The 13187-nt window shown below is 73.6% G+C and carries 14 protein-coding genes and 1 pseudogene; 8 read left to right on the forward strand and 7 right to left on the reverse strand.

The window, feature by feature from the left end; all coding sequences use genetic code 11:
• The first annotated feature begins 143 nt into the window (after positions 1-143).
• Entirely contained in the window at positions 144-1526 is a 1383-nt protein-coding gene (locus OH807_RS13070; RefSeq protein WP_406197851.1) for a cysteine desulfurase/sulfurtransferase TusA family protein, read from the forward strand.
• Positions 1527-1579: 53 nt separating this feature from the next.
• Here the strand turns inward: OH807_RS13070 and OH807_RS13075 are convergent, their stop codons facing one another.
• Positions 1580-2557, reverse strand: coding sequence for a carbohydrate kinase family protein (locus tag OH807_RS13075; protein WP_406197854.1), 978 nt, complete (start codon positions 2555-2557; stop codon positions 1580-1582).
• Positions 2558-2804: 247 nt separating this feature from the next.
• On the opposite strand from OH807_RS13075, the gene OH807_RS13080 reads away from it, so the two are divergent.
• Together OH807_RS13080 and OH807_RS13085 are read left to right on the forward strand one after the other, a co-directional pair.
• Entirely contained in the window at positions 2805-3023 is a 219-nt protein-coding gene (locus tag OH807_RS13080; RefSeq protein WP_406197857.1) for a hypothetical protein, read from the forward strand.
• 115 nt (positions 3024-3138) lie between these two features.
• Complete coding sequence (locus OH807_RS13085; RefSeq protein ID WP_406197859.1) at positions 3139-3858, forward strand: hypothetical protein; 720 nt, start codon at positions 3139-3141, stop codon at positions 3856-3858.
• Positions 3859-3942: 84 nt separating this feature from the next.
• Here OH807_RS13085 and OH807_RS13090 read toward each other — a convergent pair whose 3' ends face one another.
• Positions 3943-4296: a HesB/IscA family protein gene (locus tag OH807_RS13090; RefSeq protein ID WP_406197862.1), complete on the reverse strand. Its 354-nt coding sequence runs from the start codon at positions 4294-4296 to the stop codon at positions 3943-3945.
• A 246-nt stretch (positions 4297-4542) separates the two neighbouring features.
• Between OH807_RS13090 and OH807_RS13095 the strand changes: the two genes are divergently transcribed.
• Entirely contained in the window at positions 4543-5424 is an 882-nt protein-coding gene (locus tag OH807_RS13095; RefSeq protein ID WP_406197865.1) for a GNAT family N-acetyltransferase, read from the forward strand.
• Positions 5425-5495: 71 nt separating this feature from the next.
• Here the strand turns inward: OH807_RS13095 and OH807_RS13100 are convergent, their stop codons facing one another.
• Both OH807_RS13100 and OH807_RS13105 read right to left on the reverse strand, forming a co-directional pair.
• Entirely contained in the window at positions 5496-6878 is a 1383-nt protein-coding gene (locus OH807_RS13100) for a pyridoxal phosphate-dependent decarboxylase family protein (protein ID WP_406197868.1), read from the reverse strand.
• Positions 6879-7154: 276 nt separating this feature from the next.
• Complete coding sequence (locus OH807_RS13105; RefSeq protein WP_406197871.1) at positions 7155-7619, reverse strand: Lrp/AsnC family transcriptional regulator; 465 nt, start codon at positions 7617-7619, stop codon at positions 7155-7157.
• Positions 7620-7995: 376 nt separating this feature from the next.
• Between OH807_RS13105 and nadA the strand changes: the two genes are divergently transcribed.
• Positions 7996-9180: a quinolinate synthase NadA gene (nadA, locus tag OH807_RS13110; protein ID WP_406197874.1), complete on the forward strand. Its 1185-nt coding sequence runs from the start codon at positions 7996-7998 to the stop codon at positions 9178-9180.
• A gap of 116 nt (positions 9181-9296) precedes the next feature.
• Here nadA and OH807_RS13115 read toward each other — a convergent pair whose 3' ends face one another.
• Together OH807_RS13115 and OH807_RS13120 are read right to left on the reverse strand one after the other, a co-directional pair.
• The gene (locus OH807_RS13115) at positions 9297-9590 is read right to left on the reverse strand and encodes a hypothetical protein (protein WP_406197876.1); all 294 of its coding nucleotides are present in this window, start codon (positions 9588-9590) and stop codon (positions 9297-9299) included.
• A gap of 37 nt (positions 9591-9627) precedes the next feature.
• Entirely contained in the window at positions 9628-10434 is an 807-nt protein-coding gene (locus tag OH807_RS13120) for a PspA/IM30 family protein (RefSeq protein WP_406197879.1), read from the reverse strand.
• Positions 10435-10733: 299 nt separating this feature from the next.
• Between OH807_RS13120 and OH807_RS13125 the strand changes: the two genes are divergently transcribed.
• Together OH807_RS13125 and OH807_RS13130 are read left to right on the forward strand one after the other, a co-directional pair.
• Entirely contained in the window at positions 10734-11330 is a 597-nt protein-coding gene (locus tag OH807_RS13125; RefSeq protein WP_406197881.1) for a DUF3043 domain-containing protein, read from the forward strand.
• 176 nt (positions 11331-11506) lie between these two features.
• Positions 11507-12229: a class I SAM-dependent methyltransferase gene (locus OH807_RS13130; RefSeq protein ID WP_406210963.1), complete on the forward strand. Its 723-nt coding sequence runs from the start codon at positions 11507-11509 to the stop codon at positions 12227-12229.
• 36 nt (positions 12230-12265) lie between these two features.
• Here OH807_RS13130 and OH807_RS13135 read toward each other — a convergent pair whose 3' ends face one another.
• Positions 12266-12469, reverse strand: coding sequence for a hypothetical protein (locus OH807_RS13135; protein WP_406197884.1), 204 nt, complete (start codon positions 12467-12469; stop codon positions 12266-12268).
• Between the two features lie 111 nt (positions 12470-12580).
• Between OH807_RS13135 and cobU the strand changes: the two are divergent.
• A pseudogene (cobU, locus tag OH807_RS13140) lies at positions 12581-13159 on the forward strand (bifunctional adenosylcobinamide kinase/adenosylcobinamide-phosphate guanylyltransferase); the annotation flags it as partial.
• Positions 13160-13187: the final 28 nt, after the last annotated feature.

Genomic DNA, 13187 nt, shown 5'->3' on the forward strand with positions numbered 1-13187 from the left:
ACGCCCGATCGGGGGATGACCTCGGACAACGGGGGTGACGGTCCGTCGGGAGGGGACGAATCGGACATTCGGGTTGATCGACTGACGGGCGGTGAGGTGCCCGGTCCACCTGAACGCACCCGGGTGTGTCGTTAAATGTGACGGTGTACTTCGATGTGGCCTCCACCGCACCGCTCCACCCCGTCGCACGGCAGGCGCTGACCGCCGCCCTGGACGAGGGTTGGGCCGACCCCGCCCGGCTCTACCGCTCCGGACGGCAGGCCCGGATGCTGCTGGACGCCGCCCGCGAGACCGTCGCCGAGGTGCTGGGCGCCCGGGCCGACGAGATCGCCTTCACCGCGAGCGGCACCCAGGCCGTGCAGTTGGGCATCCTCGGCGCGCTGACCGGGAACCGGCGCCGGGGCGGGCACCTGGTGCACTCCGCGGTCGAGCACTCCAGCGTGCTGCACACCGCCGAACGCCACGCCGCCGGCGGCGGCAGCGCCACGGCCGTCCCGGTGGACCGCCACGGGCTGGTCTCCCCCGCTCGGTTCGCGGCGGCGCTGCGGCCGGACACCGCGCTCGCCGTGCTGCAGTCGGCCAACCACGAGGTGGGCACCGTGCAGCCGGTCACCGAGGTGGCCGGGCTCTGCGGCGACGTGCCGCTGCTGGTGGACGCCGCGCAGAGCGCCGGGCGGGTGGCCGTACCGGCCGGCTGGTCGCTGCTGGCGGCCAGCGCGCACAAGTGGGGCGGGCCCGCCGGGGTCGGGATCCTGGCGGTGCGCAAGGGGGTGCGGTACTCCTCGCCGCTGCCGGCCGACGAGCGCGAGAACGGCCGGGTGCCGGGCTACGTCAACGTGCCGGCGATCGTGGCGGCGGCGGCCTCGCTGCGGGCCGTCCGGGCGGAGGCCGAGCGGGAGAACGCCCGGCTGCACGCCCTGGTCGAGCGGATCCGGGCCCGGGTGCCGCAGCTGGTGCCCGAGGTGGAGGTGGTCGGCGACCCGGTCCGGCGGCTGCCGCACCTCGTCACCTTCTCCTGCCTCTACGTCGACGGCGAGGTGCTGCTGACCGAGCTGGACCGGGCCGGCTTCGCCGTCTCCTCCGGATCCTCGTGCACCTCCTCCACCCTGACCCCCAGCCACGTGCTGGCGGCGATGGGCGTGCTCACCGAGGGGAACGTCCGTGTCTCGCTGCCGTTCGGTACGGCCGAGGCGGACGTCGAGCGGTTCCTCACCGTCCTGCCGGAGGTGGTGGCCGGCGTCCGCGCCCCGCTCGGGCTGGACCTGCCGGCGCCCGCCGGCCGGAGCGGCGTTTTGCTCCTCGACGCGCTCGGCAAGCGCTGCCCGCTGCCGGTCATCGAGCTCGCGAAGCGGATCGGCGAGGTGGCGCCGGGCGGGACGGTCGTGGTGCTGGCGGACGACGAGGCGGCCCGGCTGGACATCCCGGCATGGTGCGGGATGCGCGGGCAGGAGTACCTGGGCGAGGCCCCGGCCGCCGACTACGGCGCCGACCGGGGCTCGGCCTACCTGGTCCGCCGCACCGCCTGACCGTGCGGCCCGGCGGACCGGGCAGCGCGGGGCGGCGGCGGACCGGCGCGGGCTTACTTGACCAGGTGGGCCCGGACGTCGGCGGCGGCCTCGGCGCCGTAGGCGCCCTCGAAGCGCTGCAGGAACACCGCCGGGCGCAGCTCGTACTCCTGGGTGCCGACGGTCTCGATCACCAGGGTGGCGAGCATGCAGCCGAGCTGGGCCGAGCGCTCCAGCTCCAGGCCCCAGGAGAGACCGGCCAGGAAGCCGGCCCGGAAGGCGTCACCGACGCCGGTCGGGTCGACCTTGCCGTTCTCGGGGGCGCAGCCGACCACGATCGGGGCCTCGCCCTTGCGGTCGATCCGGACGCCCTTGCTGCCGAGGGTGGTGATCCGGGTGCCGACCCGGGTCAGGATCTCGTCGGCGTCCCAGCCGGTCTTGGTCTCGATCAGCGCGGCCTCGTACTCGTTGGTGAACAGGTACGCGGCGCCGTCGACGATCTCCCGGATGTCGTCGCCGTCGAGGCGGGCCAGCTGCTGGGACGGGTCGGCGGCGAAGGCGTAGCCGCGGGTACGGCACTCCTGGGTGTGCCGCACCATGCCCTGCGGGTCGTCGGCGCCGATCAGGACGAGGTCCAGGCCGCCGACGCGGTCGGCGACCGGCTGGAGCTCGATGTTGCGGGCCTCGGCCATCGCACCGGTGTAGAACGAGGCGATCTGGTTGTGGTCCTCGTCCGTGGTGCACATGAAGCGGGCAGTGTGCCGGGTCTCGGAGATGTGGACGGAACGGCAGTCCACGTTGTTCCGCTCCAGCCAGCTGCGGTACTCGGCGAAGTCCGCACCGGCCGCACCGACCAGGATCGGGCGCAGGCCGAGCACACCCATGCCGAAGGCGATGTTCGGCGCGACACCGCCGCGACGGATGTCGAGGGTGTCGACCAGGAAGGACAGCGACACGGTGTGCAGCTGCTCGGCGACGAGCTGGTCGGCGAACCGGCCGGGAAACGTCATCAGGTGGTCGGTGGCGATCGAGCCGGCGACGGCGATACGCACGGGAGGTCTCCTCAGGATGGCGGCATGGCCACGGGAAGCAGGGGTGAACCCGCCCACGGTACCCGGGAGGGGGTGGGCGGCAGCAATACCGCCGGAACTGGCACCCGCCGCCCTCGAACGTGTACTACCCCCGGGTAGCTCTGGTGGGGGCCGGGCCCTCGGCCTAGTGTCGCTGGCATGGGGCCTGTCCGGCCCCGACCGAGCCGTGGCAGTGCGGCCGCGGCACCGTGGATCGGAGCGATCACCGATGATGCCCAGTCACCCCCCGCTGCGTGTTCCGCCCGCCCTGCGCGGCGACGCGGACGGCGATTCGCTCGACGCACTGGTGGACTCCTCCCGGCGGCTGCGGCGGTTCTGGCCGCTGCTGGCGACCGGCCCCGAGCCGACCGCCCCCGTACGGCCCGGCTTCCGGGTCTCCTCCGGCGCCCAGCGCCTGGTCGCCGGGATGGCCGAGTACGGCATGTGACCGCGCGGCCCAGGGTGCGCGACGGGGTGCGGGAACCGGATCCGTCCGGGGCACGTCACATCCGCGCGGTGCGGCTTCCGAGGCGGCACCGTTGAGCCCTCGGGAGGATGGTCAGATGGATCTGTTGGGTCTGGAGCCGATGTCGCGGCGCAGCGGCGGTGCGCCGGCCGGCCGGTCGCGCGGGCGGCGGGCGGCGGCACTGGCGGGTCTGGTGCTGGCGGCGGCCGTCACGGTGGCCGGGTGCGACGGGGGCGGGAAGACGGCCTCCGACGCGGCCACCTCACAACCGTCGGCCGGGGCCGCCTCGGCCCCGGGCAGCCCGGGCGCCACGACGCCGCCGGCCACCGCGCCGGTGACGCCGCCGCCGGCCGATCCCTCCGCGAGCACCCCCGATCCGCGGCCGACCGGCCCGGTGCCGAGCGGGCCGGCGCTCACGCCGACGCCGGCCCCCACTCCCCCGCGCGAGGGCATCGCGGTCGGCGAGCCCGATCCCAACGGGGCGTCCGCCGGGTCGGCGGTGCACCCGGCGATCACCTACCGGGTGGACGGCAACCGGCTGACGGTCTGGTTCTACGGCGGGATCTGCGAGCGGTACGCGCTCAAGGCGGACGAGTCGAAGCCCGGCCGGGTCGACGTCCGGGTCGCGGTGGCGGCGCCCGTCCCGGCCGGCCAGTCCTGCGCGGAGCTGGCCAAGCGGCAGACGGTGACCGCCGATCTGAAGCAGCCGCTGGCGGGCCGGGCGGTGACGGACCTCGCGACCGGGCAGCCGGTGCCGCTGGAGGCGGACCCGCACGTCGGACCGGATCCGGCGACCCCGGACGTCAGCGGGCGGTAGCCCGGGGCGTGGACGCGGAAACGGCGAGGGCGGCCCCGGGGATCCGGGGCCGCCCTCGCCGTCTGCCGAGCGGCAGGAGAACGACTAGCTGAACGAGTCGCCGCAGGCGCAGGAGCCGGTGGCGTTCGGGTTGTCGATCGTGAAGCCCTGCTTCTCGATGGTGTCCACGAAGTCGACGGTGGCGCCGCCGAGGTACGGGGCGCTCATCCGGTCGGTGACGACCTTCACACCATCGAAGTCCTTGAGCACGTCGCCGTCGAGCGAACGCTCGTCGAAGAAGAGCTGGTAACGCAGGCCGGAGCAGCCACCGGGCTGGACGGCGACGCGCAGAGCGAGGTCGTCGCGGCCCTCCTGCTCCAGCAGGCCCTTGACCTTGCCCGCGGCGGCATCGGTAAGGAGGATGCCACTTTCGACGGTGGTCTCGTCCTGGACGGTCATCTGCTTTCTCCCGGTCTTGACGACGGTCTGCCGCCAGTGCCAACCAACGGCCGTCCGGATTCATTTCCCGGACGGCGGATGTCTTTGCGGTGGCCCTCGGCGGCGGAATTTTCGTGGGCCGGGTGTACCACCCGCTCCCCTACGCTCCCCATGCTCGCACAACCGGCGGTGGTCGGGGACCGCTCCCGCCCGCCGATCCGGACGAACCGGCCCCGCGCGGCCGCCGCGGCGGCCAGGATGGAAGGCATGATCCTGCGACAGGTCCGGGACACCGCCGCCGACGCGGAGGCCGTCCAGCAGATCGCCCGTGCCGCCTTCGCGGCGCTCCCCGACACCGCCGGCCGGCACGACGGCCCGGACGCCGCAGGGGCCCGGTCGGTCTTCCGGCTGGCCCGCACCAGACACCTCGTCCGCACCGACCCGCAGGGCTGCTGGCTCGCCGAGATCGACGGCGGGCCGGTCGGCGCGGTGCTGTCGCTGCGCCGCGAGGGCGTCTGGATCCTGGCGCTGCTGGCGGTGCTGCCGGAGGCCCAGGGCAAGGGCCTCGGACGGCTGCTGCTGGAGCGGGCGACGGAGTACGGGCGGGGCTGCCTGCGCGGGATGCTCTGCGCCTCGCCCTCCCCGGCGGCGGCCCGCCGCTACCGGCTGGCCGGGTTCACGCTGCACCCCGCCATGCGGCTGGCCGGGCGGGTGGACCGGTCCGGGCTGCTCGACCCCGGGGACATCCCCGTGCACCGCGGCAACGCGACCCACCGGCACCTGCTGGACTCGGTGGACCGGCGGCTGCGCGGGGCCGCGCACGGGCCGGACCACGAGCTGCTGCTGGCCCACTGCGAGGAGCTGCTGGTCGCCGACGCGCTGGCCGGCAGCGGCTACTGCTACCGGGACGGCGGCGGCGTGCGGCTGCTGGCCGCCACCTCGAAGCGGATCGCCGTCCGGCTGCTGCGCGAGGCGCTGGCCCGGGTGCCGGAGGGGGTGGAGGCCGAGGTGGAGTTCCTCACCGCCGAGCAGGAGTGGGCGCTGGACGTCGGGCTGGAGGTGGGCCTGGCCCCGCAGACCCGGGGGTACCTGGGGCTGCGCGGGATGCGTCCGCCGGCGCCGTACCTGCCGAACGGCGCGCTGCTGTGACGGCGCCGCCCCGGTGACGCCCGAACCCCCGCCGGACGGACCGGCGGGGGTTCGGGCGGGGTCCGGGCCGGTCAGACCATGGTGTCCAGGATCTCCCGGACCATCTCCATGGTGGTGCCCGGGTGCAGGAAGGCGAAGCGGGCGACCGTCTCGCCGTCCCAGCCGGTCGGGGTGACGAAGCCGACCTGGTCCGCGAGCAGCTGCTGCGACCAGCGGTAGTAGTCCTCGTTGGTCCAGCCCGTGCGCTTGAAGCAGACCGCGGAGAGCTGCGGGTCGAACAGCAGCTCCAGGTGCTCGGTGTCGCGGATCAGCTGGGCGGTGTCCCGGGCCAGCCGGAGGCCGGTCTCGATGGCGTCGGTGTAGGCCTGGGTGCCGTGCACGGCCAGCGAGAACCAGAGCGGCAGGCCGCGGGCGCGCCGGGTCAGGTGGTACGCGTAGTCGGTGGGGTTCCACTCGTCGCCCTCGGTGTGCAGCACGTCCAGGTAGGAGGCGTCCTGGGTGTGCACGGCGCGGGCCAGCTGCGGGTTGCGGTAGATCAGCGCGGCGCAGTCGAAGGGGGCGAACAGCCACTTGTGCGGGTCCACCACGAACGAGTCGGCGTGCTCGATGCCGTTGTAGCGCTCCCGGACGGAGGGGGCGAAGAGGCCCGCGCCGCCGTAGGCGCCGTCCACGTGGAACCAGAGGCCGCGCTCGCGGGTGACCTCGGAGAGACCCTGGAGGTCGTCGACGATGCCCTCGTTGGTGGTGCCGGCGGTGCCGACGACGGCGATCACCGTCTCCGGGGTCGGGTCCGCGGCCAGCGCGGCGCGCAGCGCCTCGCCGGTGAACCGCCGGTCGACGGTCGGGACCTTGAACGCCTCGACGCCGATGATGTTGAAGGTGTTCTTGACCGAGGAGTGCACCTGGTCGGCGACGGCGACCCGCAGCCGGACCTCCGGGCCGCTGGGCAGGCCCTGCTCGGCCAGCTTGCGGCGGGCGGTGTCGCGGGCGACCACCAGGGCGGAGAGGTTGCCGGCCGAGCCGCCGGAGACGAAGGTGCCGCCGGCCGAGGCGGGCAGGCCGGCGCGGTCGGCGATGAGGCGCAGCACCTGGTTCTCGGCGGCGATCGCACCGGCCGCCTCCAGCCAGGAGATGCCCTGCAGCGACGCGCAGGAGACGACCATGTCGAAGAGCAGGGCGGCCTTGGTGGGGGCGCACGGGATGAACGACAGGTAGCGCGGGCTGTCGGCGGAGATCACCGCGCGGGAGAGCTCGTGGTCGTACAGCTTGAGCACGTCGGCGGGGTGGTTGCCGTCCGGGTTGAGCAGGCCGGCCAGCTGGGTGCGCAGGTGCTCGCCGTCACCGGGGTGGTCGAGCGGGACGGGGTCGTACTGCAGCCGCTCCCGCATGTAGTCGAAAACCAGGTCGACCAGCTCGTTGTCGGGCCGGTGCATGCGGTCGGGGGCTGCGGACACGGGGGTCCCTCTCGGCTGTGGGGTGTCGGGGGAGGGGCCGGCGCCACGGGACGTTTTCACCGCCGCGCCGGACGTCTTCAGCCTAGGCAGCGCAGGGCCGGTGCCGCGCGTCGGAACGAGGCCGGTCAGGCAGGTTTCGGGCGTGTTCGGCGGGGTGCGCGCAGGATTCCTGCGCGCGGTCCGTCCGGGCCGCCCGCGGGGCGCCGCGGGCCGTACCGCGGGCCCCGCCGGGCCGCGCCGCGCAGTCCCGGGCCGCGCTGGGCCGTCCGGGGGGGGTCAGCCGATGAGCTGGGAGAGGACGACCGAGGAGCGGCTGCGCTGGACGCCGGGCTCGCGGCGGATGCGCTCGATGACGGCCTCCAGGTGGCGCATGTCGGCCGCGCGCAGGTGGACCAGGGCGTCCGGGTCGCCGGTGACCGTCCAGGCCGCGACCACCTCGGGGAACTTCCGCAGGCTGGCCAGGATCTCCTCGGGGGCGGTCCGCTCGCGGCAGTAGACCTCGACGAAGGCCTCGGTCTGCCAGCCGAGCACCGAGGGGTCGAGGACGACGGTGAAGCCGCGGACCACCCCGCGCGCCCGCAGCCGGTCGATCCGCCGGCGGACGGCGGTCGCGGAGAGGTTCACCTGGAGGCCGATCTCCGCGTAGGAGGCGCGGCCGTCGCTGCCCAGCCGGGCGAGCAGCAGACGGTCGGTCTCGTCCAGGTCGGCCGCGACCGTCTCGTGCGCTCGGCTGCTGCTCATCGGTGCGGGGCTCCACTGGTCGTACGGGATCGGCGGGGGCGGCGGATGCCGAAACGGTTCGGCACCCCATTCTGGCCGATGACAGGGGCGAGTCCACCGCCGGCAGATGACGGCTGCGGGGCCGCCCGGGGCAGGTCCGGGCCCGGCCGCACCCCCGGACGCCGGCTGCCCGGGCCACTCCGGAACATCCGTTCGACCGCTCCGGCACCCCACGCACAGTGGGCCCCCGGCTCCGCCGAAGGGGTCCGAACCGGCAAGCGGTTCTCGTCACATCGACAGGATGGCCATCGTCAGTCTGACGCTAACCGGTTATCATAGATAGCGTCAGATAGACGAGAAGGCTGCACCGATCGGCCGCACAGAAGGGCACCCGCCCGTGACCACCACCATCACCGAGACCTACGGCGTCGACCCCACCCCGACGCCGCTCGCTCTGCTGCTGCTCGGCCGGGAGGCCGACCCGAACAGCGAACGCGGCGTCGAGTGTCCCGGCGACCTCCCGGCCGCCTCCGACCCGGACCTCGTCGAGCGCGCCCGGGCGGCCAAGGCCGCACTCGGCGACCGCGTCTTCATCCTGGGCCACCACTACCAGCGCGACGAGGTGATCGAGTTCGCCGATGTCACCGGCGACTCCTTCAAGCTCGCCCGCGACGCGGCGGCCCGCCCGGAGGCCGAGTACATCGTCTTCTGCGGCGTGCACTTCATGGCCGAGTCCGCGGACATCCTCACCACCGAGGCCCAGCAGGTCATCCTCCCGGACCTCGCGGCCGGCTGCTCGATGGCCGACATGGCCACCGCCGAGCAGGTCGCCGAGTGCTGGGACGTGCTGACCGACGCCGGCATAGCCGACGTGACCGTCCCGGTCTCGTACATGAACTCGTCCGCCGACATCAAGGCCTTCACCGGCAAGCACGGCGGCACCATCTGCACCTCGTCCAACGCCCAGCGGGCGCTGGAGTGGGCCTACGAGCAGGGCCAGAAGGTGCTGTTCCTGCCGGACCAGCACCTCGGCCGCAACACCGCCGTCCGCGAGATGGGCCTCTCGCTCGACGACTGCGTGCTCTACAACCCGCACAAGCCGAACGGCGGCCTGACCGTCGAGGAGCTGCGGAACGCCAAGATGATCCTCTGGCGCGGGCACTGCTCGGTGCACGGCCGGTTCTCGCTGGACTCGGTGAACGACGTCCGCGCGCGCATCCCCGGCGTCAACGTGCTGGTGCACCCCGAGTGCCGGCACGAGGTCGTCGCGGCCGCCGACCTGGTGGGCTCGACCGAGTACATCATCAAGGCGCTGGACGCCGCCGAGCCCGGCTCCAAGTGGGCCATCGGCACCGAGCTGAACCTTGTCCGCCGCCTCGCCAAGGCACACCCGGACAAGGAGGTCGTCTTCCTGGACCGGGCGGTCTGCTTCTGCTCCACCATGAACCGGATCGACCTGCCGCACCTGGTCTGGGCGCTGGAGTCGCTGGTCGAGGGCCGGGTGCCGAACGTGATCAGCGTCGACCCGGAGACCGAGAAGTACGCCAAGGCGGCGCTGGACCGGATGCTCGCCCTGCCGTAGCCGGACCACCGGCACCGCCGGGCCCGCAACGCCGAAGGGGCGGGCCCCTCCCGTACGTACGGGAGGGGCCCGCCCCTTCGTGTCGCGTCTGGCGTCCGGCGCGGGTAACGCGGCAGCTACTCGGGAATGCCGGGGATCAGGCCGTCACCCTCGGCCCGCAGCAGCTGCTTGACCTCGTCGATCGTCGCGTCGGCATCCGGGAGGATCAGGTCGGACGGCTCCAGGGAGTCGTCCGGCAACGGGGACCCGAACTCCTTCACCGCACTGAGCAGCTCACCGAGCGCCCGGCGGAAGTGGTCCTCGTCCCCCGACTCCAGTGCGCCGAGGAGCTCCTCGTCCAGCTCGTTGAGCCGGTTCAGATGGGCCTCGCCCACCTCGAACTGGCCCTCCCCCATGACCCTCATGATCATGCCGTGCGTCTCCCTGGTTGATGGGGTGAAGCTCAGATCACTTGTTGTAGTTGATGCGCGGGGTGTCCTGCGACGAGCCGTCCTGCGGCTGCGCCTTGCCCTGCTCGATGGCCTGCGGACCGGAGGCCGCGGGGCCACCGGTGAGCTCGGCCTTCATCCGGGCCAGCTCCAGCTCGACGTCCGAACCGCCGGCCACGCGCTCCAGCTCGGCCTCGATGTCGTCCTTGCGGCCGAGCCCGCTGGCGTCGTCGAGCGCGCCGGAGGCCAGCAGCTCGTCGATCGCACCGGCCCGGGCCTGCATCTGGGCGGTCTTGTCCTCGGCCCGCTGGATCGCCAGGCCGACGTCGCCCATCTCCTCCGAGATGCCGGAGAAGGACTCGGCGATCCGGGTCTGCGCCTGGGCCGCGGTGTAGGTGGCCTTGATGGTCTCCTTCTTGGTGCGGAAGGCGTCCACCTTGGCCTGCAGCCGCTGGGAGGCGAGCGTGAGCTTCTCCTCCTCGGCCTGGAGCTGCTGGTACTGCGTCTCCAGGTCGGTGATCTGGGACTGCATGTTCGCCTTGCGGGTCAGCGCCTCGCGCGCGAGGTCCTCCCGGCCGAGCGAGAGCGCCTTGCGGCCCTGGTCCTCGTACTTCGCGGACTGCTGCTGGAGCTGGGTCAGCTGGAGTTCCAGGCGCTTGCGCGAGGTGGCCACGTCCGCGACGCCGCGACGTACCTTCTGCAGCAGCTCGAGCTGCTTCTGGTACGAATAGTCGAGCGTCTCACGCGGATCCTCCGCCCGGTCCAAGGCCTTGTTCGCCTTGGAGCGGAAGATCAGCCCCATACGCTTCATGATTCCGTCGCTCATGGGCCTCGGGTACCCCCTTCTCCGGCCTGCGGTCTCTATCTCGTTACCAGACACGACGAGTGTATGTGCAGCGAGCCCGTCGCCGCAGTGCACCTGCCTGCAACAAGACTGCTACAGCCGACCCCGTGACGGCCTCATCCCCGGGGTGGATCCGCCCCTCATCCCAGCAACCGCCCCCCGGAGCGATCCCCTACGGGACGCCCCCGGAATCCGTTGCCGGGGCCGTCCGGCCGCGATCGATATGCGTTTGGGTCCGAGGGCACCCGGAGAAGCGGCTCCGCACCCCGTACGCTGGTGGTGTGTTCCGACGCCGTTCAGATGATGCCGCTGCCTCCACCGTGCTGGAGAAGCAGGACGAGACGACCCTGCCCCGCGACCCGCAGGCGAAAAAGGGCCGCCCCACGCCGAAGCGCAGTGAGGCCGAGGCCCACCGGCGCACTCGGGTGACCGTGCCCAAGGACCGCAAGGAGGCCTCCCGCCAGGCCCGCGAGCGGATGCGCAGCGAGCGCGAGAAGCAGCGCACCGCGCTGCTGGAGGGCGACGAGCGCCACCTGCCGGCCCGTGACAAGGGCCCGGTGCGCAAGTTCGCCCGCGACTACGTGGACGCCCGCTGGTCGCTCGCCGAGTTCTTCCTGCCCGCCGCGGTGGTCATCCTGGTGCTCAGCATCGTGAAGGTGCCGGCCCTCCAGCTGCTCTCCACCGTGCTGTTCCTGCTCTTCTTCGTCCTGGTGATCCTGGACTTCGTCCGCCTCGGCCTCGGGCTGCGCAAGCAGTTCGCCACGCGCTTCGCCGGGCAGAACACCCGCGGCGCCGTCGCCTACGGCCTGATGCGCATCCTGCAGATGCGCCGGCTCCGGCTGCCCAAGCCGCAGGTGCGGCGCGGGGAGAAGCCCTGACCGCCGAACCGGTGGACTCCGGCTGGGCCCCTCCGGCTTGGGAGGGGCCCGGCCTGTACGCATTGCCGGGCCAGGGGGACGGCGGCCACGACCGGATCACCCAGGAGCGCCGGCTGCCCTCGCGCAGCGGCTCCTTCGCCGGCGGCGCCGGCCCGTGGCCGGAACGGCTCGGCGGCCTGCGCAACCTCGTCCGGCAGGAGCTGGTCGCCCGGCAGCTGGCCGAACAGCTGGCCGGCCGCAGCGCCCAGCGGGTGCTCGACATCGGCTGCGGCCAGGGCACCCAGGCCCTGCGGCTGGCCCGGGCCGGCCACTACGTCACCGGCATCGACTCCGACCCGGTCGCACTCGGCGTCGCCCAGGGGGCGCTCGCCGAGGAGCCGGCCGAGGTGCGCGGCCGGCTCCAGCTGCTCAGCGGCGACGGCCACCAGTGCGGGCGCTGGTTCGGCCCCCGCAGCTTCGACGTGGTGCTCTGCCACGGCGTCCTGATGTACCTGCCGGACCCGGACCCGATGATCGCCTCGCTGGCCCGGCTGCTGGCCCCCGGCGGGCTGCTCTCGCTGCTGGTCCGCAACCGCGACGCGCTGGCCCTGCGGCCCGCCGCCGGCGGGGACTGGCGGGCCGCCCTGCACGCCTTCGAGAGCGACCGGTACTACAACCGGCTCGGTCTGGCCGCCCGGGCCGACCGGCTCGCCGACCTCTCCGTCACCCTCTCCGAGGTGTCCGTGCCGCTGCGGCACTGGTACGGCGTCCGGGTCTTCACCGACAACGCGCCCGACGACGCGGCGCCGCCGGTCGACGGGCGGCAGCTGGCCCAGCTGCTGGAGGCCGAGGAGCGGGCCGGCCGCACCGACCCGTACCGGCAGGTGGCCGCGCTGCTGCACGTCTTCGGGGCGAAGTAGCCCCGGAGGCCGCGAGACCCCCGGGGCCCGGGGCGCTCAGGCCTCGTGCAGGCTCATCGAGTAGATCTCCCGGCCGTCGTCGAGCAGGACCGCGGTGTCCACGCCGTCCTCGGCCAGCTGCTTCCAGCTCTCCCCGATCCAGGTCTCGGCGTCCCCCTGGCCCGCGAACTCCTCCTCCTGGCCGCTCCCCGGAGCCACCACGGAGCCGTCCGCCTTCTCGTACCGCCACGTCCAGACCATCCCCGGCTCCTCCTCCGTGCTGCCCGGTACCGGGCAGAGCTGTGCTGCCCGGTGTGCTGCGCACCTTAGCCTGCCCGGTGGGATCTTCCGTATGCCTCGTCGGGCAGGATGGGCCGCATGGCACCCGCTCCCGCACTCCCCCGCACCCTGATCCTCGGCGGCGCGCGCTCCGGCAAGTCCACCCGGGCCGAGCAGCTGCTCGCCCGGTACGAGGACGTGCTGTACGTGGCCACCGGCGGCACCCGGGGCGACGACGCCGACTGGGCCCGGCGGGTGGAGCTGCACCGCGAGCGGCGGCCGGCGAGCTGGCGGACCGCCGAGACCTGCGACCTGGCGGCCGTGCTGGCCGACGCCCAGGACCCGGCGCCGGTGCTGATCGACTGTCTGGCGCTCTGGCTGACCGCCGTGATGGACGAGTGCGGCGCCTGGGACGACGCGGTGTGGGAGGCCGGCGGCGAGGCCGCCGTCCAGGCGCGGTGCGCCGCCCTCGCCGCCGCCTGGGCCGGGACGGACCGTCAGGTGATCGCGGTCAGCAACGAGGTCGGGATGGGTGTCGTCCCGGCGACCGCCGCCGGCCGCCGGTTCCGCGACACCCTGGGCCGGCTGAACATGGCGGTGGCCGACGCCTCCGAGCGTGTGCTGCTGGTGGTCGCGGGGCAGGTACTGACCGTCAAGCCCGCCGCAGGCTGACCACCTCCGGCGTGTAGCCTTCCGACCG

The organism is Kitasatospora sp. NBC_01560 (assembly GCF_045208415.1).
In the GTDB taxonomy this organism is placed as follows: domain Bacteria; phylum Actinomycetota; class Actinomycetes; order Streptomycetales; family Streptomycetaceae; genus Kitasatospora.

Bases quoted from the DNA above. Each gene is read 5' to 3' on its own strand.
- OH807_RS13080 (WP_406197857.1), top strand. From the start codon at position 2,805: ATGATGCCCAGTCACCCCCCGCTGCGTGTTCCGCCCGCCCTGCGCGGC.
- OH807_RS13085 (WP_406197859.1), top strand. From the start codon at position 3,139: ATGGATCTGTTGGGTCTGGAGCCGATGTCGCGGCGCAGCGGCGGTGCG.
- OH807_RS13090 (WP_406197862.1), bottom strand. From the start codon at position 4,296: ATGACCGTCCAGGACGAGACCACCGTCGAAAGTGGCATCCTCCTTACC.
- OH807_RS13095 (WP_406197865.1), top strand. From the start codon at position 4,543: ATGATCCTGCGACAGGTCCGGGACACCGCCGCCGACGCGGAGGCCGTC.
- OH807_RS13105 (WP_406197871.1), bottom strand. From the start codon at position 7,619: ATGAGCAGCAGCCGAGCGCACGAGACGGTCGCGGCCGACCTGGACGAG.
- OH807_RS13115 (WP_406197876.1), bottom strand. From the start codon at position 9,590: ATGATCATGAGGGTCATGGGGGAGGGCCAGTTCGAGGTGGGCGAGGCC.
- OH807_RS13120 (WP_406197879.1), bottom strand. From the start codon at position 10,434: ATGAGCGACGGAATCATGAAGCGTATGGGGCTGATCTTCCGCTCCAAG.
- OH807_RS13135 (WP_406197884.1), bottom strand. From the start codon at position 12,469: ATGGTCTGGACGTGGCGGTACGAGAAGGCGGACGGCTCCGTGGTGGCT.